This is a genomic window from Yoonia sp. 72, from assembly GCF_034652275.1.
GTDB lineage: Bacteria > Pseudomonadota > Alphaproteobacteria > Rhodobacterales > Rhodobacteraceae > Yoonia.
Map to the genome: position 1 here is coordinate 224,147 of NZ_JAXIWG010000003.1, position 24,798 is coordinate 248,944.

Here is a 24,798-nt window from a genome sequence, read left to right on the forward strand (position 1 = left end):
ATGCCACGCATCGCCTATCAGCTCTACTGCTCCCGCAATTTCCCACCCCTCACCGAGACCATGCGCAAGCTGGCTGAGATCGGTTACAAGGATGTCGAAGGCTATGGCGGCCTTCTGGCGGATGCCGACGGGCTGAAGGCCGCGCTTGGTGACAGCGGCCTGCAAATGCCAAGCTGCCATTTCGCGCTGGACATGCTGGAACAGGACAGCGCGGGGGCCATCGCTACGGCCAAGACGCTGGGCATCGGCAAGGTGATCGTGCCATACCTCACCCCCGAAAACCGGCCCACCGATACCGCTGGCTGGACCGCCTTTGGCGCGCGGCTCGCCGAAGCAGGCAAGCCTGTGCAGGATGCGGGGCTGGTGTTCGGCTGGCACAACCATGCCTTCGAGCTGGACCCCACCCCCGAAGGCGATATGCCGCTTGACCTGATCGCCGCGGCCTCTCCTGACCTGATGCTGGAGCTTGATCTGGGTTGGGTGCGTGTCGCTGGCCATGATCCGGTAGCATGGATTCAGAAATACGCGGGTCGCCTGACCGCCGCCCACATCAAGGACATCGCCGCCGACGGGACCGCTGTCGACGAAGACGGCTGGGCCGACGTGGGCCACGGCATCATGGACTGGGCCGCCATCCACGCCGCACTGCAAGAGGCCGGTGTCGATCACTATGTCGTCGAACATGACAACCCCAGCGATGACGCCCGTTTCGCCCGCCGCAGCCTTGCTGCCGTGCAATCATTCTAAGGACCATTCCATGACACAGCTTGGCGTCGGCATCATCGGATGCGGCAACATCTCGACCACCTACCTGAAATTCGCACCGATCTTCAAATCTTTGCGGCTGGTGGCGGTGGCGGATATCAACATGGACGCAGCGCGCGCGCGGGCTGCGGAATACGGTCTGCGCGCGGAAACCGTCACTGACCTGCTCAAGGCGCCCGATGTTGATGTGGTGGTCAACCTGACCATTCCGGCGGTGCATTTCGCCGTGACAAAGATGATCCTCGAGGCAGGCAAACACGCCTATTCGGAAAAGCCGCTGGTCCTGACGCTGGCCGAGGGTGAGGAATTGCGCAATCTGGCGGCTGCCAAGGGCCTGGCCATCGGGTCCGCGCCCGACACTTTCCTTGGCGGCGCGCATCAACAGGCGCGCGCGGCCATCGACGCGGGCGATGTGGGCCGGATCATCGGTGGCACCTGCCATGTGATGGGTCACGGCATGGAAGCCTGGCATCCCAACCCCGATTTCTTTTTCCAACCCGGTGCGGGGCCGGTGCTGGACATTGGCCCCTATTACATCACCAACCTGATCCAGCTGATCGGGCCTGTGAAATCGGTGGCGGCCCTTGCCACCGCGACCTTTGCCGAACGGACCATCGGTAACGGCGCGCGGTTGGGTGAAAAGGTGCCCGTGGATACGCCTACGAACATCCACGCGCTGCTGGAATTCGCCAATGGCGCGACCGTGACCCTGGGTGCCAGCTGGGACGTCTGGGCGCACCGGCATGCCAATATGGAGCTTTACGGCGAAACCGGATCGCTGTTCATCCCCGACCCCAATTTCTTTGGCGGCACGGTGGAAATCGGCGGACAGGACAAGGCGATCACGGCGCTGCCTGCATGGGATCACCCCTTTGGCATCCCCAATCAGGACGACCGCGCCAATTACCGCTGTGCAGGGCTGGCCGATATGGCCACCGCGGTGACAGAAGGCCGCGCGCATCGCTGTAACATCGACCTTGCCGTCCATGCGGTGGATGTGATGACCGGCATCCTGCGCGCAGGCGAAGAACGGCGGTTCATCGACATGACCACGACCTGTGATCGCCCCGCAGCGCTGTCGCCCGATCAGGCGCGCGCGCTGCTGGTCTGACGGTGTTATGACCCGTCGCCGCCAGTTTCAGGCGGCGACGGATTTGCGCCCGCGATCCCGCGCCATTTTGGCACGGCGATTGAAATCGTTGCGCAGGGCTTCGCAGATGATCCTTCGGATCTCTGTATCGTCGCGGCCGCCCAGATGTTGCAGGGCGTCCATGATTTCGGGCGGAAGGCCAAGGATGATGTGTTTCATCCCCCTTTTTCACCATGAATTGGTAAATTTTCCGTTAGCCAGAAAGCGTTAAAGTCCCGCGTCCTGCGCGATCTGGGCCTTGGACTTTCGCGCACGTTCGGTCGCCGATTTCAACTGGCCACAGGCGGCCATGATATCCTCGCCCCGCGGGGTGCGGATGGGCGACGCATAGCCCGCCTTGTAGATGATATCGGCAAAGGCGCGGATCCGGTTGTTCGACGACCGCTTGTACGGCGCGCCGGGCCATTCGTTGAACGGAATGAGGTTGATCTTGGCGGGGATGCCGTCGATCAGCTTGATCAGCCGGCGCGCATCGGCGTCGCTGTCGTTCACGCCGTCCAGCATCACATACTCAAAGGTAATGCGTTCCGAATTGCTGACCTTGGGATAGGTGCGCAAGGCGTCAAGTAAGTCTGCGATCGGCCAGCGCTTGTTGATCGGCACCAGCTTGTCGCGGACCTCATCCGTGGTGGCGTGGAAGGAAATCGCCAGTTGGCAACCGATTTCCTGCGCCGTGCGCGCGATTTCCGGCACGACACCGGATGTCGACAGGGTGATCCGGCGGCGCGACAGCTGGATGCCATGCGGGTCCATCGCGATTTTCATCGCGTCGCGTACGTTTTCGAAATTGTACAAAGGCTCGCCCATACCCATCAGCACGATATTGGACAAAAGCCGCGTTTCATCCTTGGGCGCGCCCTGCACAGGCCATTCACCCAGATCGTCGCGGGCGACCATCACCTGCCCGATAATCTCGGCGGTGGTCAGGTTGCGCACCAGTTTCTGCGTGCCGGTGTGGCAGAACGAACAGGTCAGCGTGCAACCGACCTGCGACGAAATACAAAGCGTGCCACGGTCGGTTTCGGGGATATAGACCACCTCGACCTCATGCCCGCCTGCGATACGCACCAGATATTTGCGTGTGCCGTCGCCGCTCAGCTGACGGGTGACGACCTCGGGGATGGCCACGATGAAATTGTCGGCCAGCATGGCGCGGTAATCCTTCGCCAGATTTGTCATCAGGGCGAAATCGCGCACGCCCCAGTGATAGATCCACTGCCAGATCTGGCCTACGCGCATCTTGGCCTGCTTTTCGGGCGTGCCTGCGGCGATCAACGCCTCGCGCATCGCATCGCGGGTCATGCCGACAAGGTTCGGCAACCCTTCGACCGCCTTGCGCGGAATGGTCAGCACGTCTTGCGTGATCGGGGTTTGGGCGTCCATCATAGGTCTTTCTGGCAGGATATCCCCGCCATATAGGCGAAAGGGCCGGTTTCCACAAGAAAACCGCCCCCATCGTTCGAGCATAAATATCCCCGCCGGAGGCAGAGAAGTTTTTTACAGATCCATCAACCCGCGCAGCGGCTGGCCGCTTCATCCACAGCAGCCGTGAAACCGATCAGGCTGAAGCGGTCGCTGGTCTGCGTGCCGCGCGCCGAACGCCCCACAACTGTGGCATCGGCCCCGCGCTTCATCGCCGCGACCATGCGCGCGTCATCTTCGGCCGATGCGGGCCATGCGAAATTGCCTTCGGTGAACAATTCATAGGTTGTGTCGCCGATCCGCACCGTCACGACCGATCCGGGAGCAAACGGATAGCCGCCCGCGAACATCACCTGCCCTGCGATGCTGTCACCGGGGCGGTAAAAGATGATCAGCTGGATATCGCCTCGGTTCACATCGACCGTGTTGCCGTCGCGGGTGTTGATCGTCTCGACTGGGGCGGACACGGCCCAGCATTCACGCGGGCTTGCCTCCACATAGACGGCCCAGTCGGATGTCGCCGCAACGCGGTTTTCACTTTGCTCTTGCGCGACTGCCATGCCCGACACCGTCACCGCCGCCAGAACCGCACCCATTTTCATCGTCTTCAAGATCATCCTGTAGCCTCCAAACCGCCTTTGCCTCTGGACGTCCACCTGCGCCCCGGATGCATCTTGCGGCACCCTTTGGACTGGCAGGAACGTCATTAACCCGATACCTTGCTTGCTATCAAGAAAAAGCACCTCGGGGAAAGCCCCGAAAAATTCACTCGGCAAAGTAACGCAGTGAAGGTAACAAACCAAGAAGGTATCTCATGACACAACCTGTTGATCTGGTCGAAGTTTGGCGCGGTGACCTGTGCGAAAGCCTGCATCAGGGCCATGCCGTGGTCTGCGATCACAATGGCGCGATTGTGCAGGCCTGGGGCAACCCGCAGGCGGTCATCTATCCGCGCTCGTCCTGCAAGATGCTGCAGGCGCTGCCGCTTCTGGAAAGCGGCGCAGGCGCGCATCTGAAAGGCGAACAGCTGGCCTTGGCCTGCGCCTCGCACGAAGGCGCGCCGCTGCATGTGTCGATGGTGGGCGACTGGCTGGCGGGTCTCGGGCTGGGGGATGACGATTTCCGCTGCGGCCCGCAGGCGTCGCGCGACAAGGACCTGTATCTGTCGATGATCCGTGCGCATCGCGAGCCTTGCCGCATCCACAACAACTGCTCGGGCAAACATGCGGGTTTCCTGACGCTGACCAAGCATTTGCAGGCAGGGCCGGAGTATACCGAGATCGACCATCCCGTGCAGGTCGCCTGCAAATCCGCCTTCGAGGAGGTCACACAGGAAACCAGCCCCGGTTACGGGATCGATGGTTGCACAGCCCCAAACCATGCCTGCACGGTCCACGGCCTTGCCCGCGCGATGGCGTTTTTCGCCTCGGCGCAGGATCGCAGCGACACCCGCAGCACGGCGGCGCAGAAACTGACCGAAGCGATGATGGCCTTTCCCGAGCTTGTCGCAGGGCAGGGTCGCGCCTGCACGGAGCTGATGCGCGCGATGGACGGCAAGGTCGCGGTGAAAACCGGGGCCGAGGGCGTGTTCATCGCGATCATTCCCGAAAAGCGGCTGGGTGTCGCGCTCAAGATCACCGATGGTGCCACGCGCGCCAGCGAATGCGCGATGGCCGCCATTCTGGTCAAGCTGGGCGTTCTGAACGCCGCGCATCCGGCGGCCAAGGCACGGATGACGCCGCCTGTGCTGAACTGGGATGGCCGCGTGACGGGCCATATCACGCCCACCGCCGCCCTTCTTTGATCTGCTGATAGAAAGCCCGCCATGCCCTTTACCCTTGCCACTTGGAACATCAATTCGGTCCGCCTGCGCGAAGAGCTTGTGCTGCAATTGCTGCGCGACGAATCCCCCGACATCCTGTGCCTGCAGGAATGCAAAAGTCCGGTCGATCTGATCCCTGTCGCGCAGTTTCAGGCGCTGGGCTACACCCACATGGTCGCGCGCGGGCAAAAGGGGTACAACGGGGTCGCCATCATCTCCAAGCTGCCGTTGCAGGAAGCGGGAGCCGAGGATTACGCGGGGCTGGGTCATGCCCGCCATGTCGCGGCAAAGCTGGAAAACGGTGTGACGATCCACAACCATTATGTCCCTGCCGGTGGCGATATCCCTGATCGCGAGGTCAATGCAAAGTTTGGCAACAAGCTGGATTACCTGACCGATATGCGCGACGCCTATCACGCGATGAAGCCGGAAAAATCCATCCTTGTCGGCGATCTGAACATTGCGCCGCGCGAAGACGACGTCTGGAACCACAAGGCACTGCTGAAAATCGTCAGCCACACGCCGATCGAGGTCGATCATTTCGGGCAGGTGATGGATGCAGGCGCTTGGGTTGACGTCACGCGACAGGACATCCCGCAGGGCAATCTTTACAGCTGGTGGTCCTACCGATCACCTGATTGGGATGCCGCCGACAAGGGGCGAAGGCTTGATCATGTCTGGGCGACACCCGACATCAGTGGGGCGGCACACGGTTCGCGTGTGTTGCGTCATGTGCGTGGCTGGGACAAACCCAGCGACCACGCCCCTGTATTTGCGAGCTTTGATCTATGACACTACCCCAAACGATGCGCGCCCTTGTGCAATTGCACGATGGCTATGCCGGCACACAGACCGGCCCCGACCTTGCCGATCCTGCGCCATTCGTGGCCCTGCGGGACATTCCCGTGCCAACCCCCGGCAAAGGGCAGGCGCTGATCAAGGTGAAACTGGCCGCTGTGAACCCGTCGGACATCCATTTCATCAAGGGCGAATACGGCCAGCCGCGCGTGGCGGGCCAGCCTGCCGGTTTCGAAGGCGTGGGCGAGGTTGTCGCCGGTGACACCCCGCTGGTGGGCCAGCACGTCAGTTTCTTTGCCGGTGCTTCCGGCACTTGGGCCGAATATGCGATGACCGATACCAGCGGGCTGATCCCCTGCCGCCCTGATCTGGCGGATGTGGATGCCGCAGGGCAGCTGGTGAACCCGCTGACCGCGATTGCGATGTTCGATATCGTCAAGGACAGCGGTGCGGACAGTTTCGTGCTGAACGCGGCAGGCTCGCAACTGGGCAAGCTGTTGATCGCGCTTGGCCGCGACGCGGGGATTGCCCCCATCGCCGTGGTGCGCCGTGTGGAACAGGCCGATGCCTTGCGCGCGCTGGGCGCGGCTGATGTGATCGTCACCGGCGAGGGCGATCCGCTGGCGCAGGCGCGCGCCGCCTTCAAGACGCATAAACCCCGCATCCTGCTGGATGCTGTCGGTGACCAGTTCACGGCCGATCTGTTTTTCGCGATGCCGAATGGCGCGCGTTGGGTCAATTACGGCAAATTGTCCACCGATGCGCCGAAACTTGCCGAGTTGGGGCAACTGATCTTTCAAGGCAAGCGGATCGAGGGCTTCTGGCTGACGCGCTGGATGAAAGAGGTGGACCCCGCCCGCATCCCGCAGGCCTTTGCAACCATCCAAGAGCGTTTCGTCTCAGGCAGTTGGACGACCGATGTGGCGGGTATCGTGCCGTTGTCGGGCGCGATGACAGGGCTGGCAAAGGTGCTGGCCAAGCCCGATGGCAAGGCCTTTATCGACCCCACCGCCTGATCGGGCATTGCAAAGGCGTGGCAATTGCGCCAAAGGGGCGCCTTCGCCTCTCGGATTTGTTGAAAAACGGCAGGGCGATTGCTAGTTTATAGCTACGCCCTGCGCCGAGGCTTTGTCGGCGCCAACCCAGGAGGACAATGCACTGTCTCTTTCCCAATCGGCTGCACCGGCAGCCAACACCGGAGCCCATGCCATGCAGGCTCTGAAAAACGTCAACAGCGAAACCATTCTGGCGGCTGTTCTGCAATCTCTTGATGATGACAAAGGCGAAGACATCGTGCAGATCAATCTGCGCGGCAAGTCGGAAATGGGTGACTATATGGTCATCGCCTCCGGCCGGTCGACCCGTCAGGTCAGCGCCATGGCGGAAAAGCTGACGGACAAGCTCAAGCAGGACCTTGGCATCATTTCCAAGACCGAAGGCAAGGATACCGGCGATTGGGTGCTGGTGGATACAGGCGACGTGATCGTCCATATCTTCCGGCCCGAAGTGCGCGAGTTCTACCAGCTTGAAAAGATGTGGCAGCCGGGCAAAGTCACCGCGGGCTGATGCGCGTCCAGATTTGCGCCGTGGGCCGGCTGCGGCAGGGTCCGGAGCGTGAATTGTACGAAGATTACCTCACCCGGTTCGACCGGACGGGGCGCGCGCTGGCGCTTGGCCCTGCGCAACTGATCGAGGTCGAGGATAAAAAGGGCGGCGGCATGGCGGCAGAGGCCGCACTGTTGCGCCGTGCGGTGCCCGATGGCGCGCTGATCTGCACGCTTGATGAACGCGGGCGCGTGATGACTTCGCCGCAATTCGCCGACTTGCTGGCAAGCTGGCGCGATCAGGGGCGGCAGGATGTGGCCTTTGTCATTGGCGGCGCGGACGGGATCGACCCTGACTTGCGTGCGCAGGCGGATGCGTCCTTGAGTTTCGGGGCGATGGTCTGGCCGCATATGCTGGTGCGGGTGATGCTGGCCGAACAGCTTTACCGTGCGGCGTCGATCCTGTCGGGCGGGCCGTATCACAGACTTTGATGCGCTCCGCGCGGGGAGTATTTTTGGAAAAAAGAAGGTGCCGGTCGGGTTGGCGCTGGGCTGATCCGGCGGTATGACACGCGGGCACCTGAAGGAGTTTCCCATGTCCGCACCCAAACCTGTCGTTTTGTGTATTCTGGATGGCTGGGGCCTGCGGGATGGCATTGAAGGCAATGCGCCCAAGCTGGCCCATACCCCGCATTTCGACGCGATCATGCAGGGGCCGCATGCCAAACTGCTAACCCATGGCAATGATGCGGGCCTGCCCACCGGCCAGATGGGCAATTCCGAGGTGGGGCATACCAATATCGGCGCGGGTCGCGTGGTGGCGATGGATCTGGGCCAGATCGATCTGGCGATCGAGGACGGGTCGTTTTTTCACAATCCCGCGCTGACAGGATTTATCGCCAAGCTGCGCGCCAGCGGCGGGGCGGCGCATCTGATGGGGCTGGTGTCCGATGGTGGCGTGCATGGCCATCTGTCCCACATCGCCGCCGCCGCGCGCGCGATCACCGACGCAGGTGTGCCGGTGGTGATCCATGCGATCACAGACGGGCGCGATGTGGCCCCGTCCTCGGCCCGCCATTTCATGACTGCCTTGATCGCGATGCTGCCGCCGGCGGCGCGGATCGCCACGGTGACAGGCCGCTATTTCGCGATGGACCGCGACAATCGCTGGGAGCGGGTTGAGACCGCCTTTCGCGCGATGGTTCTGGGGCAGGGCGTCCCTGCCGCCGATCCGCTGGCGGCGGTCGCGGCGGCGCAGGAGGCCGGTCAGACCGACGAATTCATCCCCGCCCATGTGATTGGCGATTATGCGGGATTTGCGCAAGGTGACGGGCTGTTTTGCCTGAACTTCCGGTCCGACCGCGCGCGCGAGATTTTGGCGGCCATTGCCGATCCTGAATTTGATGGCTTTGCGCGCGCACAGCCCGCGCTGGACGCACTTTTGGGCATGGTGTCCTATTCGGACCGGCATGACGGCTGGTTCGACACCGTCTTTCCCAAGCGCGACATCCAGAACACGCTGGGCGCGTGGGTCGCCAAGCACGGTCTGCGCCAGTTCCGGCTGGCCGAGACCGAGAAATATCCGCATGTGACGTTTTTCCTCAATGGCGGGGTCGAGACGCCCTATCCCGGCGAGGACCGCCATATGCCGCAATCTCCCAAGGTCGCGACATATGACTTGCAGCCCGAAATGTCCGCCGCCGCTGTGACACAGGCGTTTGTGGAGGCGATCGGCGCGGGCTATGACCTGATCGTCACGAACTACGCCAACCCCGATATGGTCGGGCATACCGGCGACATCGCTGCGGCCGTGAAAGCCTGCGAGGCTGTCGATGCGGGGCTGGGCGCGGTGCTGGCAGCCTTGCAAGAGGCGGGCGGCGCGATGATCGTCACGGCGGATCACGGCAATTGCGAAACCATGATTGATCCGGTCACCGGCGGGCCGCATACGGCGCATACGCTGAACCCTGTGCCTGTGGCACTGGTCGGCGGGTCTGAGGGCGTGACCTTGCGCGACGGGCGTTTGGCCGATCTGGCACCCACAGTGCTTGACCTGATGGGGCTGGACTTGCCACCTGAAATGACCGGCCGGACGTTGATCCAGCGATGAAATGGGCCGCTGTCCTGATCCTGCTGGCGCTGCCTGTGGCGGCCCAGCAAACGGCGGATGATGCCGCCCAGCAGCTCTTGGCGGCCAATGCCCGGCTTGGTGCTGCGGAAGGGGCCGCCGATCAGGTGACCGCGCTGACGCAGACCGTGCAGGCCTATGAGGCGGGGCTGATCGCCATGCGCCAGAGCCTGCGCGACCTGACCGCGCGCGAGGCGGTGCTGGCCGCCGAACTGACCGCGCGGCGGGACGAGATTGCGGGGCTGTTGATGGTGCTGGCCAGCATCGGGCAAAGCCCGCAGCCTGTAATGCTGGCCAATCCCGAAGGGCCGGTGGGGGCGCTGCGTGCGGGCATGATGATCGCCGATCTGACGCCCGCGCTGCGCGATGATGTGGCACGGTTGCAGGGCGAGCTTGACACATTGCGCGACTTGCGTGACCGGCGGGTCGCTGCGGCGGATATGCTGCGCGAAGGGCTGGATTTTGCGCAAACGGCGCGTGCGTCGCTGGGACGGGCGATTTCCGAACGGCAGGACGTGCCGCGCCGCTTTGTCGAGGACCCTGCGCAAAGCGCGCAACGTGTCGCCGCGGCAGAGACGCTGGCTGCACTCGCGTCAGAGCTTGCGGCGCTCAGCTCGCCCGGGGATGAGGCGGTGGCGCCGACGGCAGACCTGCCCTTGCCTGTGGCGGGAATCATCAGCACCGGCAGCCGTGAACGCCCCGGCATCACCATTGCTGCGGCCCCGCGTGCGCTGGTGGCCTCGCCCGTGCGCGCGACGCTCTTGTTTCGCGGACCGTTGCTTGACTATGGCAATGTCGTCATTCTGGAACCGGCCGAGGATGTGCTGTTCGTGATCGCCGGCATGGCCGAAGCGTTCGGCACGCCAGGCGAGATTATCGACGCCGGTGCGCCACTTGGTCTCATGGGGGGCGAAGTTGGCATGGAAGACGCTAGTCTTGGTCACAATCAGGCGATTGAGACAGGCCAAACCACGCAACCCCTTTATCTTGAGGTCAGAGGCGGGCAAGGTTCGATCAACCCGGATGCATGGTTCGCGCTGGAATAGAATGGGAAATGCGATGAAAAAGCTGATGATGGCCGCGACAGGCGGTGCTGTGCTGGGGCTTTTGGTGACAAGTCAGGTCGCCGGACCACTGCTGGCGCAGGACACGGGCCAGAGCAACGTCTATGAACAGCTTGACCTGTTTGGTGACATTTTCGAACGTATCCGTGCGGGATATGTCGAAGAGGTCGATGACAAGGCGCTGATCGAGGCGGCGATCAACGGCATGCTGACATCGCTGGACCCACATTCGAGCTATCTTTCGGCCGAGGATGCCGCCGCGATGCGGGTACAGACCTCGGGCGAATTCGGCGGTCTGGGGATCGAGGTCACGCAGGAAGAAGGCTGGGTCAAGGTCGTCTCGCCCATGGATGGCACACCCGCCGATGCGGCGGGCATCATGGCGGGCGATTACATCACGGCTGTGAACGGTGAAAGCGTCATGGGTCTGACGCTGGATGATGCGGTGAATTTGATGCGCGGGCCGGTCGGGTCCGAGATCGTGATCACCGTCGTGCGCGAGGGCGAGGTGGAACCGTTTGATGTGTCGATTATCCGCGACACGATCAAGCTGACCGCCGTGCGCACCCGCACCGAAGGCAATGCCGTCGTACTGCGTGTGTCCACCTTCAACGAACAGACGTTCCCGAACCTGCGTGACGGCATGGCCGAACAGGTGGCCGCCGCCGGAGGGTTGGACAACATCGACGGGATCGTGCTGGATCTGCGCAACAACCCGGGCGGTTTGCTCAATCAGGCGATTTTTGTGGCCGATGCTTTCCTTGAAGCGGGCGAGATTACATCGACACGCGGGCGCAACCCCGAGGACGGCGACCGTTTCAATGCCACACCCGGTGATCTGGCCGAAGGCAAGCCCATCGTCGTGCTGATCAACGGCGGGTCTGCATCCGCGTCGGAAATCGTGGCGGGGGCCTTGCAGGACCACCGCCGTGCGATCATCGTGGGCACCAACTCCTTTGGCAAAGGCTCTGTCCAGACTGTCGTGCCACTGCGGGGCGAAGGGGCGATGCGCCTGACTACGTCGCGTTATTACACGCCGTCGGGCCGCTCGATCCAGGCATTGGGCATCTCGCCCGATATCATCGTGCAACAGCCGCGCCCCGAACCCGCAAGCGACGAAGAAGAAGAGGCGCCAGTCACACGCTCCGAGGCGGATCTGCGTGGCGCGTTGAACAGCGGCCTTTCCGAAGATCAGCTGCGCCAGGTCGAAGAAGAGCGCGCCCGCGCCGAGGCCGCCGCGGAACTGCGCGAACAGGACTACCAGCTTGCCTATGCGATCGACATTCTCAAGGGATTGAACGCATTGGGCCCGCTGGCCGCCAACAGGAACTGATCCTGCAGGTATGTCAGCATTGTTGACATAGAACGCGCAACAGCTAATCCTTTCCGGTGACCGGATCAGCGGTCCTCGGGGAGGGGTGTCATGCAGTGGGAACAGATTTTCGCGACACGGATCGCGCGGATGAAGGCATCCGAGATCCGCGAATTGCTGAAATTGCTGGATCAGCCCGACATCATTTCATTCGCGGGTGGCATCCCCGATCCGGCGCTGTTTCCGGCGCAGGCGTTCCAAGCCGCCTATGCCGCAATCTTCGCCGGGGATGACCACAAGGACGCGTTGCAATATTCCGTCAGCGAAGGATATGCGCCGCTGCGGCGCTGGCTGGCGGATCATATGACGGGGCTGGGCGTCCCCTGCGGGATCGACAACATCCTGATCACCTCGGGTTCGCAACAGGGGCTGGATTATCTGGGCAAGCTGTTCCTGTCGCCCGGTGATACCGCGCTGGTGGGATGGCCGACCTATCTGGGAGCTTTGGGCGCGTTCAACGCCTATGAGCCGCAATATGACCGCCTGCACACGCACGGCAACCGTGCGCCTGCCGATTATGCACAGGCAGCGGCGGAAAAGGGCGGGGCGGTGAAATTCGCCTATATGTCCGTCGATTTCGCCAATCCGACAGGTGAAACCATCGACCGTGCGGGCCGCGACAACGTGCTGGCGCTGGCCGAGGCGCTGGATATCGCCGTGATCGAGGACGCCGCCTATCAGGCGCTGCGCTATGACGGCGACGCGATCCCGCCGATCCTTGCGCTGGAAATCGCGGCCAAGGGCGATATCGACGCCTGCCGCACGATCTATTGCGGCAGCTTTTCCAAGACGCTGGCACCGGGGTTGCGGGTGGGCTGGGTGGTGGCGGCCAAGCCCGTGATCAGCCAGCTGGTGCTGATGAAACAAGCCGCCGACCTGCATTCATCCACGATCAACCAGATGGCCATCGCGCGGGTGGCGGAAACAGTTTTCGCCGATCATGTGGCGAATTTGCGTGCAACCTACCGCGCGCGGCGCGATCATATGCTGAAACGATTGGCCGAGAACATGCCCGCAGGTGTGACATGGACCAAACCCGAAGGCGGGATGTTCGTCTGGATCACCCTGCCTGCCCATGTCGACGGGGCCGAATTGCTGGCGAAGTCACTGCAAACCGCGCGTGTGGCTTTTGTGCCCGGCCGCGCGTTTCACGCGGACGGATCGGGCGGGAACACGATCCGTCTGAGCTTTTCACTGGCCGATGAGGCGACGATTGATACAGGGATCAGCCGCCTTGGCGCGTTGATCCGCGATCACATGTTGGGGTAATTCGGCCCGTCGCCACCCTGCGGAACGGTCCAGACGATGTTCTGGCTGGGATCCTTGATGTCGCAGGTTTTGCAATGCACGCAGTTCTGGAAATTGATCTGGAACCGCGTGTCATCCCCCGTGCCCACGAATTCATAAACCCCCGCCGGACAATAGCGCGCTGACGGCCCCGCGAATTTCGGCAGGTTCACGGCCACCGGAATGGTGGGGTCTTTCAGTTGCAAATGCGCAGGCTGGCTTTCTTCGTGGTTGGTAAAGCTGAAGGCGACATTGGTCAGCCGGTCGAACGACAGCTTGCCATCGGGCTTGGGGTAATCGATGGGTTTGTGCTTGTCGGCGGGTTCGGTCGCCAAAGCATCGGATTTGCCGTGCTTGAGCGTGCCCAGAACGCCGATTCCCAGCGTGTTCATCCACATGTCCGCGCCGCCGATTCCCAGCGACGCCATCAGCCCGTATTTCGACCAGAGCGGTTTGACATTGCGGACCTTTTTGAGATCCTTGCCAATCTCGCCCTTGCGCACGGCGCTGTTGTAATCGTCCAGCGCGTCACCGCTGCGCCCTGCCTTGATCGCGGCAACGGCGGCCTCGGCGGCGGCGATGCCCGACAGCATGGCGTTATGGTTGCCCTTGATGCGCGGCACGTTGACCATGCCCGCTGCACAGCCCAGCAGCGCACCCCCCGGAAAGGCCAGTTGCGGCATCGACTGGAACCCGCCTTCGGAAATCGCGCGCGCGCCGTATGCCACGCGTTTGCCGCCCTTGAGCAGCTCTGCCACCATCGGGTGATGCTTGAACCGCTGGAATTCCATGTAGGGGAACACGTAAGGGTTTTTATAGTTCAGGTGGACGACGAAGCCGACATAAACCTGATTGTTGTCAAGGTGATAGATGAACGACCCGCCGCCTGCGTTGCTGTCCAGCGGCCAGCCCATCGTATGCGTTACCGTGCCGGGCTTGTGCTTGGCAGGGTCGATTTCCCAGATTTCCTTCATGCCGAGGCCGTATTTCTGCACGTCGGATTTCGCATCCAGATCGTATTTCGCGATCACCTGCTTGGACAAGGATCCGCGCACGCCTTCGCCAAGGAACACGTATTTGCCGTGCAGTTCCATGCCGGGTTCATAGCTGTCGCCGGGGGTGCCATCGGAGTTCTTGCCGAATTCACCCGCGACGACGCCTTTGACCTCGCCATCGGCGCCGTAAACCAGTTCCGAACAGGACATGCCGGGGAAAATCTCGACGCCAAGCGCTTCGGCCTGTTCGGCCATCCAGCGGCAGACATTGCCCATCGACACGATGTAATTGCCGTGGTTGTTCATCAAGGGCGGCATCAGCAGATTGGGGATGCGCAGTTGTCCAGCCTGCCCCAGCATATAGAAATTGTCTTCGGTCACAGGCACGTTCAAGGGCGCGCCTTTTTCCTTCCAGTCGGGGATCAGCTTGTTCAGGCCGACAGGGTCCAGCACTGCGCCCGACAGGATATGCGCGCCGACTTCGGACCCTTTTTCCAGAACGACCACGTTCAGATCGGCATCAAGCTGTTTCAGCCGGATCGCGGCCGACAGCCCGGCAGGGCCTGCGCCGACGATGACGACATCATATTCCATCGCTTCGCGTTCAATCTGGGTCATTGTCTGTCCTTTAGAAAACGGGCCTCAAAGATCGGGGGCAGTCCCCTTTTATCCGGTCGCAGCAAGCGTTACCTGATGCTTTATCAAGGGGCAATCAAGACACGGCGTCAAAATGCGCCGCTGCGCCGACTTATCGCGGCAGGCCTTGACTTTGCTCTGCCCTGATAGGCTATGAACGTCGGACTGATAATTTTCGCCCGGGAGGGACGACAAGATGGAAAAGATTCCACTGACCCGTGCGGGTTTCGACAAACTCGATGCCGAGTTGAAGCACCTGAAAACCGTGGAACGTCCCGCGATCATCCGCGCGATCTCTGAAGCGCGCGAACATGGCGATCTGTCGGAAAACGCCGAATACCATTCTGCAAAGGAAAAGCAGTCCTTTATCGAAGGGCGCGTGAAGGAACTGGAAAGCGTGATCTCGCTGGCCGAGGTGATCGACCCGTCGAAATTCTCGGGTCCGGTCAAATTCGGCGCGACCGTTTTGCTGGTCGACGAGGACACCGACGAGGAAAAAACCTATCAGATCGTCGGTGAATACGAGGCCGATATCGAAAGCGGCAAGCTGAACATGAAATCGCCCCTGTCGCGCGCCTTGATCGGCAAGGACGAAGGCGACAGTATCGAATTCAGCACGCCGGGTGGTGTGCGCAGCTACGAGATCCTGAAGATCACCTACAAATAGAAAGCGGGCATTGCATGGCGCAGGGGCCGCACATCGACCAACCGCAGGGTCCGATCCTGACAGACGCCGCCGCTGTCGGGCTGTCCGTGCTATGGGTTGCCGGTGTCGCGCTGGCCTTCTGGTTGTGGCCGTCGCAGGCAGGCGGTCTGCGTCATGTCGTGATGTTGCTGGTGATGGCCGTGCCTGTCGGTATGGGTTGGTTTGCGCTGGTGAACGCCCGTGCCGTGCGGCGGATGGCGGCTGAAACGCGCCGCCTGCAAGCTGCACTTGCGATGCTGCAAAAGGCGATCATCGATGCGCAACCGCCCCCCGCCGCCCCGCCCCCCGTGACAGAGCCGAAGCCTGACCCCGCGACATCGCGCTTTGCTTCCCGCCGCGAGGTGTCGCGCCTGATCGTGCCGCGCGCCGCCCCGCAGCGCCAGCCCGACCAGCCCGCGCTGGCACTTGGCCCCGGACCCGAGGATGACGATCCGCCGCTCGAACGCCCCGATCTGGTGCGCGCGCTGAACTTTCCTGAAAATCAGGATGATACCGAGGGTTTCGCGGCACTCCGCCGTGCCTTGCGCGACAGGGGCGCGCGCCGTCTGGTGCAGGCCAGTCAGGACGTGCTGACGCTGTTGTCGCAGGACGGCATCTATATGGATGACCTGCGCCCCGACCCCGCAAGCGCCGATCTCTGGCGCCGCTTCGCCAAAGGTGAACGCGGGCACAGCATGGACGGTCTGGGCGCGGTGCGCGACCATGCCGCGCTGTCGCTGGTGGCAGCCCGCATGCGCGAGGACACGATTTTCCGCGACGCCGTGCACCATTTCATGCGGCGTTTCGATGAAATCCTCGTGACGTTTGAGGAACACGCTACCGATACCGACCTGCTGGAACTGGCCGAAACGCGCACCGCGCGGGCTTTCATGCTGCTTGGGCGCGCCAGCCGGACGTTCGACTAGGCGCATGTGGGATATCTTTCTCAAGACGCTGCCGTTCTTCATGCTGATCGCCCTTGGCTATGGATCAGGCCGGACCAAGTTCTTTTCCGCTGAAGCGACCGCCTATCTGACGAAATTCGTCTTTTACTTCGCGCTGTCGGCAATGCTGTTCCGGTTTTCGGCCAATCTGTCGCTGGACGCGATCCTCGACTGGCAATTCGTCTTTGCCTATCTGGCGGGGACATCGGTGGTCTATGTGCTGGCTACACTGGTCGCGCTGCGCCGCAACCGCCCCATGGCCGAAGCCGCCGTCGAGGCGCAATGTGCCGTCATCGGCAATGTCGGTTTTCTTGGTATCCCGATGCTGGTTCTGCTTTTGGGCGAACCTGCCATCGGTCCCATCATGCTGGTGCTGGCGGTCGACCTGATCGTCTTTGGCAGTCTGATCGTGATCCTCATCACCGGATCGCGCGACGGGCGCATGTCGCCGCTGATCCTTGTCACCGTGTTCACGGGGCTGATCAAGAACCCGATGATCGTGTCGATCACGCTGGGCCTGATGGTGTCGTCCTTTGGCTGGACTGTGCCCGTGCCGATCAATGATTTCATGATCCTGCTGGGTGCGGCCGCAACCCCTGGGGCCTTGTTCGCCATCGGAGCGTCGCTGGCCACAAAATCCGCCGAACGGGTTGCGGTTGCGGGCTGGCTGACGTTCTGCAAGCTGTTTTTGCATCCCGCAGCGGTGGCGGTCGCCGCACTTTTGGTGTTTACGGTCGACCCATATGCCGCAGGTGTCATGATCGCGGCCGCCGCCTTGCCGGTGGCGGGTAATGTGTTCATTCTGGCGCAGCATTACGGTGTCGCACCTGCGCGGGTGTCGGCGTCGATCCTGCTGTCGACGGCGGCCAGCGTTGTCACCCTGTCACTGGTTATCGGCTGGGTGACAGGATTCATGGGATAGGACGGAACAGATGAAAACAATCGCGGAAAACCGCTGCTTTGGCGGCACACAGGGCGTCTATAGCCATGCCTCGAACGCTTGCGGCGTTGATATGACCTTTGGCCTGTTCCTGCCCGAAGAGGCCGCCATCGGCCCCGTGCCAGTGCTGTGGTTCCTTTCGGGGCTGACCTGCACGCATGAAAACGCGATGATCAAGGCGGGCGCACAAGGCTGGGCCGCCGAACAGGGTATCGCAGTGGTGTTCCCCGACACATCGCCCCGCGGCGAAGGTGTCGCCAATGACGAGGCTTATGATCTGGGGCAGGGCGCGGGTTTCTATGTGAACGCGACACAGGACCCTTGGAAACCGCATTTCCAGATGTGGGATTATGTAAGCCGCGAATTGCCCGACCTGATTGGGGCCAACTTCGCGCTGGATATGGAGCGCCAAGCCATCACCGGCCATTCGATGGGCGGGCATGGCGCGCTGACGTTGGCGATGGGCCTGCCAGGGCGGTTCCGGTCGGTGTCGGCCTTCGCGCCGATCTGCCACCCAACGCAGAGCGATTGGGGCCGCAAGCAGTTCACCGCCTATCTGGGCGCGGACGAGGGCGCATGGGCCGCCCATGACGCAACGTTGTTGATGAAAGACCGTGGCTTTGACGGCCCCGTGCTGATCGACACCGGCACGGCGGACCAGTTCGGCGATCTCTTGGGCACCGAGCATTTGGCCGCTGCCATGGCCGCGCGGCGGCAGGACGGGGTGTTGCGCCTGCAAAAAGGCTATGACCATTCCTATTTCTTCATCGCGACTTTCATGGAAGACCACGTCGATTTCCACGCGCAGGCGCTTTACGCATGATCTTTATTGACGCCGATGCCTGTCCTGTGAAGGCAGAGGTGGAACGCGTCGGCACCCGCCACGGGTTGCGGATGTTCGTCGTCTCGAACGGCGGCATCCGGCCTTCGGCAAATCCGCTGGTCGAAACCGTGGTGGTGCCGGACGGCCCCGATGTCGCCGATATGTGGATCGCGGATCGCGCGACCAAAGGCGATGTGGTGATCACGGGTGACATCCCCTTGGCCGCGCGCTGCATTGAAAACGGTGCCTTGGTGCTGAAACACAACGGAGAGCCGCTGACGCAGGCCAATATCGGCAATGTGCTGGCGACGCGTGACCTTATGGCCGATATGCGCGCCGCCGACCCGTTCCGGCAAGGCGGCGGCAAACCGTTCAGCAAGGCCGATCGCGCGCGGTTCCTCGACGCGCTCGAACGCATGGTCCGCGCGGCGGCCAAGGCATGAAAACGCTGACGCCAGCAGCCCTTGGCGCGCTGTGTGCGGTGCTGTCGGTGATTTTCTTTTCGGCCAATGACGTCGCGATCAAATGGCTCAGCGATGGCTATGCCCTGCATCAGGTTGTGCTGATCCGGTCCATCATCGGGCTGGCCATCATCCTTACGATCATCGCCCCGATGACCGATGGCTGGGCCATCGCGCGCACCAAGCGGCTCAAGATGCACCTCTTGCGCGGCAGTTTCGTGGTCTTTGCCAACCTGACCTTCTTTCTAGCCCTTGCCGCCATGCCGCTGGCCGAGGCGGTGGCGATCTTTTTCATCAGTCCGCTGGTCATCACGATCTTTTCGGTCCTGTTTCTGGGCGAAAAGGTCGGGCCGCGCCGCTGGGCCGCCATTGCGCTGGGCTTTGCGGGTGTGCTGATCATGGTGCGCCCCGGGACAGCGGCGTTTCAACCGGCTTCGGTGCTGCCTTTGGTCTCGGCCACCTGCTATGCCGCGATGCATGTGCTCACGCGCCGGATCGGTGGTACGGAAAGTGCGGCGACAATGGCGTTCTACATCCAGATCGTGTTCATCGTGGTCTGCACTGCCATGGGGCTGACCGTGGGCTGGGGCCAGTTCGCGGACCAGTCCGACCCGTCGCTGGCGTTCCTGCTGCGCCCATGGGACTGGCCGCTGATGGCGGATATGCCGGTGTTTGCGGTGATCGGGGCAGGCACGGCCTTTGCCGGTTACCTGATTTCGCAGGCGTATCGCGTGACCGAGGCCTCCTTTGTCGCCCCCTTCGAATATCTCGCCCTGCCGATGGCGGTGGTCTGGGGCATGGTGGTGTTCGACGAATATCCGGCGCTGACCGATTACCTTGGCATGGCGCTGATCATGGCGGCGGGGCTGTTCATGCTGTGGCGCGATGCGCAAAAGCCGCCAGCAGGTTTACAGCGCCCGTTGCGGCGCTAAGCTGCGCACAACCAAAGCAGGAGCACCCATGTCCCAGATCAACGCGGTCATCTTTGACATCGGCAATGTGCTGATCGAATGGCAGCCGGAACGGTTCTTCGATAGCGTGATCGGTGCGGACCGCCGCAAGGCCATGTTCGCGGAGATCGACCTGCACGGGATCAACGATGTCGTGGACCGTGGCGGGCATTTCCGCGACACGATCCATGCCGCCGCTGACGCCAACCCCGACTGGCGCGACGAGGTGCTGATGTGGCACGACCGCTGGATCGACATGGCATCGCCCGCCATCGACCATTCCGTGCGCTTGCTGCGCGCGTTGCGCACCAACGGCGTGCCGGTCTTTGCGCTGACCAACTTCGGCATCCAGACCTTCGAGATTGCAGAACCCGTCTATCCGTTTCTGCGCGACTTCGACCGGCGCTATATCTCGGGCCATTTGGCCGTCATCAAACCCGACCCCGCGATTTACGCGATGGTCGAGGAGGATTGCGGGCTGGACCCTGCAACGCTGTTGTTTGCCGACGACCGGATCGACAATATCAACGCCGCCGCCGCGCGCGGTTGGCAGACGCATCTGTTCACGCATCCGCAAGGCTGGGCCGACCGGCTGGTGGACGCAGGCCTTTTGTCAGAAAGCCAAGCCCGATGACCGTGATGATCCCCTTCGCCGAAGCCGATGCCATGCTCGACTGGCTTGCCCTGACCGATGCGCTGGCCGCAGGGCATGAAGGACCGAAGGCCGATGTCGCCGATGTGTTCCTTTACGAAGGGGCGAATACCCTGCTGAATCGTTCCGCGTGGATCGCGGGACTGGGGCTCGCGGTGAAATGCGCGACCATCTTTCCGGGCAACAAGGCGCTGGGCAAGCCTGCTATCGGTGGCGCCGTGAACCTCTTTTCAGGGCAGGACGGCGCGCTGGAGGCGATCCTTGATTTCCATCTGGTGACCAAATGGAAAACCGCCGGTGACAGCCTTTTGGCTGCGCGCCGTCTTGCGCGCCCAGACAGCCGCAACATCCTGATTGTGGGCGCGGGCACCGTGGGCCAGTCGCTGCGGCAAGCCTATGGCGCAGCCTTTCCGGATGCGCGCTTCACCGTCTGGAACCGCTCCGTCGAAGCGGCAGAGGCGTTCCGCCAGACCTTTCCCGGTGTGACCGTCGCGGGTGATCTGGAACAGGCGGTACGCCGCGCGGATATCGTGACCTCTGCCACCATGTCCACTGACCCGCTGATCAAGGGTGACTGGCTGCAACCCGGCACCCATGTCGACCTGATCGGCGCCTACCGCCCCGACATGCGCGAGGTCGATGACGCGGCCTTGCAAAAGGCGCGGATCTTCGTCGACAGCCGCGAGACGACGACCCACCATATCGGCGAGCTGAAGATCCCGATTGCGGCAGGTGTCATTACGCCCGCGGATGTCATCGCCGATTTCTATGCGCTGGATCGCTTCATCCGCCATAATCCCGACGAGATTACCCTGTTCAAGAACGGGGGAGGGGCGCATCTCGACCTGATGACGTGCCGCTACATTCTGGACGTCTGGCAGGCGCGCCACTGACGAAGGACGCAGGCGTATGTGGTATATCGGTTTCTTGCTCGTGTTTGTGGGCGCGGTCGCGGCCTTGCCGATACTGCTGGAACGGCGGAGGGTCACCATCGGACCCGAGGCGCGCCAAAGCGCCAAAGGCGAATTCGCCGTGCTGTCCCAAGGGGTCACCTATTACCGCTGGCTGGGGTCGGCGCGCGGCCCTGTCGCGGTGCTGGTCCACGGGATCGCAACACCTTCGGTTGCGATGTACGATCTGGCCGAAGGGCTGGGGCGGATGGGCTACCGCGTGCTGGTCTATGATCTTTACGGGCGGGGATTGTCGGACGCACCGCGCGGGCGGCAGAATGGTGCGTTCTTCGTGCGGCAGTTGTCGGACCTCTTGACACATCAGGACGTCCCCGAGGAAGTGACGCTGGTCGGCTATTCCATGGGTGGCGCCATCGCCACGCTGTTTGCCGCGCGCAATCCGCACCGCGTGACGCGGCTGATCCTGTTCGCCCCTGCCGGTATCGTGACGCCCGAGGATGATTTCGCCCGCTTTTGCAGGCGCTGGCCCGTGATCGGTGACTGGGTGCACGGGATGTTCGCGCGCCGCCGGATACTTGCGGCGATCCCTGCGGACGGACCAAACCTGAACCTGAACATCGTGCGCTATGCCCAGCGGGCGGAACTGAACCGCAAAGGCTATCTGCGCGCCATCCTGTCCAGCAGGCGTGGCGTCCTGTCCGAACGGCTGGAGAAAGAGCATCGCAAGATCGCCAAGATGGCGCTGCCCGTCGTCGCGATCTGGGCCGAGAAGGACGAGGTCATTCCGCTGTCGGCCCTTGGGCTGCTGGCCCAGTGGAACCGCGGGGCCCATCAGGAGGTCGTGCCGGGGGCGGGCCATGCCATGCCCTACAGCCACCCCGCCGAGGCGATGAAGGCCCTGCGCGTCGGCCTGCGCGACTGACCCGAAGGTCGGTCCTTTTCAAGGCTGGACCGTCAGGCTATGCAGCGCGCATGACAGTCCAACAGGCATATGAGGCCGCCGACGTAGCGGGCAAACTGACGCCCGATCCGGCGCAGATCGCGGCTCTGCCGGAATTGGAACGGATCAGGGTGGCGCTGTCCGCGCCTGTCAAAACCGGATTTTTCCGCAAGGCACCGCCGCCTGCAAAGGGGCTTTACCTTTGGGGCGGGGTCGGGCGCGGCAAATCCATGCTGATGGATATGCTTTTCGCGGCCGTGGACGTGCCCAAGGAACGCCGCCATTTCCATGCTTTCATGCAATGGGTGCATGCTGAAATCGCGCTGGCGCGCAAGGACGGGGTGGATGACGCCATCGCGCCGGTGGCTGCAAAACTGGCAGGGCGCGTGCGGTTTCTGGCTTTTGACGAGATGCAGATCAGCGACATCACCGATGCGATGATCGTGGGGCGGCTGTTTACCGCACTGATGGCGGCGGGGGTCGTGGTAGTGACCACCTCGAACCGCCCGCCCGATGATCTCTATCTCAACGGGTTGAACCGCCAGCTTTTCCTGCCCTTTATCGCCTTGCTCAAGGACCGAATGGTCGTGCATGAACTGGCCAGTGCGCAGGATTACCGGCAGGACCGGCTGGCCGGCAGCCCCAGCTATTTCACCCCGATCAACGCCGAGGCCCGTGCCGCGATCAACGCCATCTGGGACGATTTCAGCATGGGCCAGTCCGAAGCGCTGGTGCTGCATGTCAACGGACGGCAAGTGACGCTGCCGCGATTTCACAACGGGGTGGCGCGGGCGACATTCTATGATCTGTGCGGCCGCCCGCTGGGCCCTGCGGATTACCTGACGCTGGCTGATGCCGTGCGCGTCCTGATCCTCGAGGATATTCCCGCCCTGTCGCGCAGCAATTTCAACGAGGCGAAACGCTTTGTCACGCTGATCGACGCGCTTTACGAGGCAAAGGTTCGGTTGATCTGCTCGGCCGCCGCCAGCCCCGAGATGCTGTATCTTGAAGGGGAAGGCACGTTCGAATTCGCCCGCACCGCCAGCCGCTTGCGCGAAATGCAATCGGCGGGATGGGGGCAGGCGGCAGGATAGAAACTTTCCGGCCTCCGGCGGGGATATTTCTACTCCAACGATGAAAGGATACAAATTCCCATCGTTCGAGCCTAAATATCCCCGCCGGAGGCATAAAAGTTTTTCCGCGCGCCCGCGCGGATCAGAACCGTTCGGCGCGCAGCACATGCGCGTCTGTCACGCTGACGACGCCGATGTGTTTCTTGACCACCGCAAAGATCGCATCCAGCAGCCCGTCCAGCCGTTCGGGCTTGATCAGGCACACGACGCTGACCATGCCCGCGCGCCCGACCTGACCGTCACGCGACCACTGGCCCGACCGTCCCGACCCGCCCAAGACCGGCAGCACCGTGTATCCGGTGACGCCCGCTGCCGTCAGCGCATCGGTCAGGCGGCGCTCCAGCGGGGCTTCGATGACGATCTCGACGCGTTTGGCGATATGGGTCTGCATGTCAGGCTCCGGTCACGGCTTGGGCGATGGCAAGATAGAGCGGGATGCCCAGCGTCAGGTTGAAAGGAAAGGTCACGCCCAGTGACAGGGTCAGATAAACAGCCGGATTGGCTTCTGGCAAGGCGACGCGCATCGCGGCGGGCACGGCGATGTAGCTCGCCGAGGCGCAGAGCACCATCATCAGCACGACACCGCCCAGCGACAGCCCGATCAGCGCGCCAACACCAAGGCCGATCATCCCACTGGCAAGCGGCATCGCGATGGCGAAACCCACAGCGCCGAGGCCCAGCACCCCGCGCGACTGGCGCAATCCGCGCCCCGCGATCAGGCCCATATCAAGAAGGAACAGGCAAAGCACACCTTTGAACGGGGCGTCGATAAAGGCGCTGATCTCGGTAAATCCTTTTTCGCCGGTGATCGCGCCGATGAAGAACGCCCCCACCAGCAGCACGATCGACCCGTTCAGCAGCAATTCGCGGATCAGGCCGGGTTCCATCCGCGCCTCGCCGCCCGAGCGCGCGACCAGCCAGAGGGCGGACAGGATGGCGGGGGCCTCCATCACGGCGGCGACGGCGACCATATAGCCTTCGGATGAAATCATCCGGCCTTCCAGCACCGAGGTTGCGGCCACGAAGGTCACGATGCTGATCGAGCCGTAATGCGCCGCGACCGCGGCGGCATCGACAGCCGAAAGCCCCGTCATCACCCGCAGCATGGCGAAGGCCAGCAGCGGCAATAGGAATGACAAGACAAGCCCCGCTAGCAGCGCCAGCACCAGCGTCTGGTCTATGCCATGCGCGCTGACCGCGACGCCGCCTTTGAACCCGATGGAGAACAGCAGATAGATCGACATGCCCTTGGCCACCGCTTCTGGGATGGTCAGGTCGGAGCGTGCCAGCGCTGCAAGCAGCCCTAAGGCAAAGCTCAGGATGATCGGCGAGATCAGGTTTGACCCGGCGAGGGACAGGATTTCGGTCATGTCAGG

General features: G+C 62.6%; 27 protein-coding genes. 21 read left to right on the top strand and 6 right to left on the bottom strand.

What is annotated here, in order from left to right; all coding sequences use genetic code 11:
• Both VCK47_RS13425 and VCK47_RS13430 read left to right on the top strand, forming a co-directional pair.
• Positions 1–747, top strand: a complete 747-nt coding sequence (locus VCK47_RS13425) for a sugar phosphate isomerase/epimerase (RefSeq protein WP_322890370.1) — start codon at positions 1–3, stop codon at positions 745–747.
• Positions 748–757: 10 nt separating this feature from the next.
• Positions 758–1,876, top strand: a complete 1,119-nt coding sequence (locus VCK47_RS13430; protein WP_322890369.1) for a Gfo/Idh/MocA family oxidoreductase — start codon at positions 758–760, stop codon at positions 1,874–1,876.
• Between the two features lie 27 nt (positions 1,877–1,903).
• Here VCK47_RS13430 and VCK47_RS13435 read toward each other — a convergent pair whose 3' ends face one another.
• The 3 genes from VCK47_RS13435 to VCK47_RS13445 form a co-directional block, all read right to left on the bottom strand.
• Positions 1,904–2,074, bottom strand: coding sequence for a hypothetical protein (locus VCK47_RS13435; RefSeq protein WP_019953499.1), 171 nt, complete (start codon positions 2,072–2,074; stop codon positions 1,904–1,906).
• 48 nt (positions 2,075–2,122) lie between these two features.
• Positions 2,123–3,298, bottom strand: a complete 1,176-nt coding sequence (gene rlmN / locus VCK47_RS13440; RefSeq protein ID WP_322890368.1) for a 23S rRNA (adenine(2503)-C(2))-methyltransferase RlmN — start codon at positions 3,296–3,298, stop codon at positions 2,123–2,125.
• Between the two features lie 125 nt (positions 3,299–3,423).
• Entirely contained in the window at positions 3,424–3,954 is a 531-nt protein-coding gene (locus VCK47_RS13445) for an invasion associated locus B family protein (protein WP_322890367.1), read from the bottom strand.
• 197 nt (positions 3,955–4,151) lie between these two features.
• On the opposite strand from VCK47_RS13445, the gene VCK47_RS13450 reads away from it, so the two are divergent.
• From VCK47_RS13450 to VCK47_RS13490, 9 genes are all read left to right on the top strand, one after another.
• Positions 4,152–5,141 carry an asparaginase gene (locus VCK47_RS13450; protein WP_322890366.1) on the top strand — a complete coding sequence of 330 codons (990 nt, stop codon included), beginning with the start codon at positions 4,152–4,154 and terminating at the stop codon, positions 5,139–5,141.
• Positions 5,142–5,162: 21 nt separating this feature from the next.
• Positions 5,163–5,951: an exodeoxyribonuclease III gene (locus VCK47_RS13455; RefSeq protein WP_322890365.1), complete on the top strand. Its 789-nt coding sequence runs from the start codon at positions 5,163–5,165 to the stop codon at positions 5,949–5,951.
• Positions 5,948–6,973 carry a zinc-binding dehydrogenase gene (locus tag VCK47_RS13460; RefSeq protein ID WP_322890364.1) on the top strand — a complete coding sequence of 342 codons (1,026 nt, stop codon included), beginning with the start codon at positions 5,948–5,950 and terminating at the stop codon, positions 6,971–6,973. Before VCK47_RS13455 ends, VCK47_RS13460 begins: the two co-directional genes overlap by 4 nt.
• A gap of 112 nt (positions 6,974–7,085) precedes the next feature.
• Positions 7,086–7,523, top strand: coding sequence for a ribosome silencing factor (rsfS, locus tag VCK47_RS13465; protein ID WP_416236678.1), 438 nt, complete (start codon positions 7,086–7,088; stop codon positions 7,521–7,523).
• Positions 7,523–7,993, top strand: a complete 471-nt coding sequence (rlmH, locus tag VCK47_RS13470; protein ID WP_322890363.1) for a 23S rRNA (pseudouridine(1915)-N(3))-methyltransferase RlmH — start codon at positions 7,523–7,525, stop codon at positions 7,991–7,993. Before rsfS ends, rlmH begins: the two co-directional genes overlap by 1 nt.
• A gap of 103 nt (positions 7,994–8,096) precedes the next feature.
• Positions 8,097–9,611: a 2,3-bisphosphoglycerate-independent phosphoglycerate mutase gene (gene gpmI / locus VCK47_RS13475; protein WP_322890362.1), complete on the top strand. Its 1,515-nt coding sequence runs from the start codon at positions 8,097–8,099 to the stop codon at positions 9,609–9,611.
• The gene (locus tag VCK47_RS13480) at positions 9,608–10,675 is read left to right on the top strand and encodes a hypothetical protein (RefSeq protein ID WP_322890361.1); all 1,068 of its coding nucleotides are present in this window, start codon (positions 9,608–9,610) and stop codon (positions 10,673–10,675) included. Before gpmI ends, VCK47_RS13480 begins: the two co-directional genes overlap by 4 nt.
• Positions 10,676–10,688: 13 nt before the next feature.
• Positions 10,689–12,026, top strand: a complete 1,338-nt coding sequence (locus VCK47_RS13485; protein WP_322890360.1) for a S41 family peptidase — start codon at positions 10,689–10,691, stop codon at positions 12,024–12,026.
• Between the two features lie 90 nt (positions 12,027–12,116).
• The gene (locus VCK47_RS13490) at positions 12,117–13,334 is read left to right on the top strand and encodes a PLP-dependent aminotransferase family protein (RefSeq protein ID WP_322890359.1); all 1,218 of its coding nucleotides are present in this window, start codon (positions 12,117–12,119) and stop codon (positions 13,332–13,334) included.
• On the opposite strand, the gene VCK47_RS13495 is transcribed toward VCK47_RS13490, so the two are convergent.
• Positions 13,319–14,965, bottom strand: coding sequence for an electron transfer flavoprotein-ubiquinone oxidoreductase (locus VCK47_RS13495; protein WP_322890358.1), 1,647 nt, complete (start codon positions 14,963–14,965; stop codon positions 13,319–13,321). The two genes, VCK47_RS13490 and VCK47_RS13495, sit on opposite strands and share 16 nt — an antisense overlap.
• A gap of 214 nt (positions 14,966–15,179) precedes the next feature.
• Here VCK47_RS13495 and greA point away from each other — a divergent pair, with 214 nt between their 5' ends.
• From greA to zapE, 10 genes are read left to right on the top strand one after another with little or no spacing between them, the layout of a single operon-like run.
• Positions 15,180–15,650, top strand: a complete 471-nt coding sequence (gene greA / locus VCK47_RS13500; protein ID WP_322890357.1) for a transcription elongation factor GreA — start codon at positions 15,180–15,182, stop codon at positions 15,648–15,650.
• A 14-nt stretch (positions 15,651–15,664) separates the two neighbouring features.
• Positions 15,665–16,594: a hypothetical protein gene (locus tag VCK47_RS13505; protein ID WP_322890356.1), complete on the top strand. Its 930-nt coding sequence runs from the start codon at positions 15,665–15,667 to the stop codon at positions 16,592–16,594.
• Positions 16,595–16,598: 4 nt separating this feature from the next.
• On the top strand, positions 16,599–17,534 hold the full coding sequence (locus VCK47_RS13510; RefSeq protein WP_322890355.1) for an AEC family transporter: 936 nt from the start codon (positions 16,599–16,601) through the stop codon (positions 17,532–17,534).
• 10 nt (positions 17,535–17,544) lie between these two features.
• On the top strand, positions 17,545–18,375 hold the full coding sequence (fghA, locus tag VCK47_RS13515) for an S-formylglutathione hydrolase (protein WP_322890354.1): 831 nt from the start codon (positions 17,545–17,547) through the stop codon (positions 18,373–18,375).
• A complete protein-coding gene (locus VCK47_RS13520; RefSeq protein WP_322890353.1) occupies positions 18,372–18,818 on the top strand; it encodes a YaiI/YqxD family protein in 447 nt (148 codons plus the stop codon). The genes fghA and VCK47_RS13520 overlap by 4 nt, the downstream gene beginning before the upstream one ends.
• Complete coding sequence (locus tag VCK47_RS13525) at positions 18,815–19,768, top strand: DMT family transporter (RefSeq protein ID WP_322890352.1); 954 nt, start codon at positions 18,815–18,817, stop codon at positions 19,766–19,768. Before VCK47_RS13520 ends, VCK47_RS13525 begins: the two co-directional genes overlap by 4 nt.
• A gap of 28 nt (positions 19,769–19,796) precedes the next feature.
• Positions 19,797–20,420, top strand: coding sequence for an HAD family phosphatase (locus tag VCK47_RS13530; protein WP_322890351.1), 624 nt, complete (start codon positions 19,797–19,799; stop codon positions 20,418–20,420).
• Positions 20,417–21,331 (top strand): ornithine cyclodeaminase, encoded by a 915-nt coding sequence (locus VCK47_RS13535; RefSeq protein WP_322890350.1) that lies wholly within the window; start codon positions 20,417–20,419, stop codon positions 21,329–21,331. The genes VCK47_RS13530 and VCK47_RS13535 overlap by 4 nt, the downstream gene beginning before the upstream one ends.
• A gap of 16 nt (positions 21,332–21,347) precedes the next feature.
• Positions 21,348–22,271, top strand: a complete 924-nt coding sequence (locus VCK47_RS13540) for an alpha/beta hydrolase (RefSeq protein ID WP_322890349.1) — start codon at positions 21,348–21,350, stop codon at positions 22,269–22,271.
• A gap of 50 nt (positions 22,272–22,321) precedes the next feature.
• Complete coding sequence (zapE, locus tag VCK47_RS13545; RefSeq protein ID WP_322890348.1) at positions 22,322–23,383, top strand: cell division protein ZapE; 1,062 nt, start codon at positions 22,322–22,324, stop codon at positions 23,381–23,383.
• A 121-nt stretch (positions 23,384–23,504) separates the two neighbouring features.
• Here zapE and VCK47_RS13550 read toward each other — a convergent pair whose 3' ends face one another.
• The gene (locus tag VCK47_RS13550) at positions 23,505–23,813 is read right to left on the bottom strand and encodes a P-II family nitrogen regulator (RefSeq protein WP_019953522.1); all 309 of its coding nucleotides are present in this window, start codon (positions 23,811–23,813) and stop codon (positions 23,505–23,507) included.
• Between the two features lies 1 nt (position 23,814).
• On the bottom strand, positions 23,815–24,792 hold the full coding sequence (locus tag VCK47_RS13555) for a sodium-dependent bicarbonate transport family permease (RefSeq protein ID WP_322890347.1): 978 nt from the start codon (positions 24,790–24,792) through the stop codon (positions 23,815–23,817).
• Between the last annotated feature and the right edge of the window lie 6 nt (positions 24,793–24,798).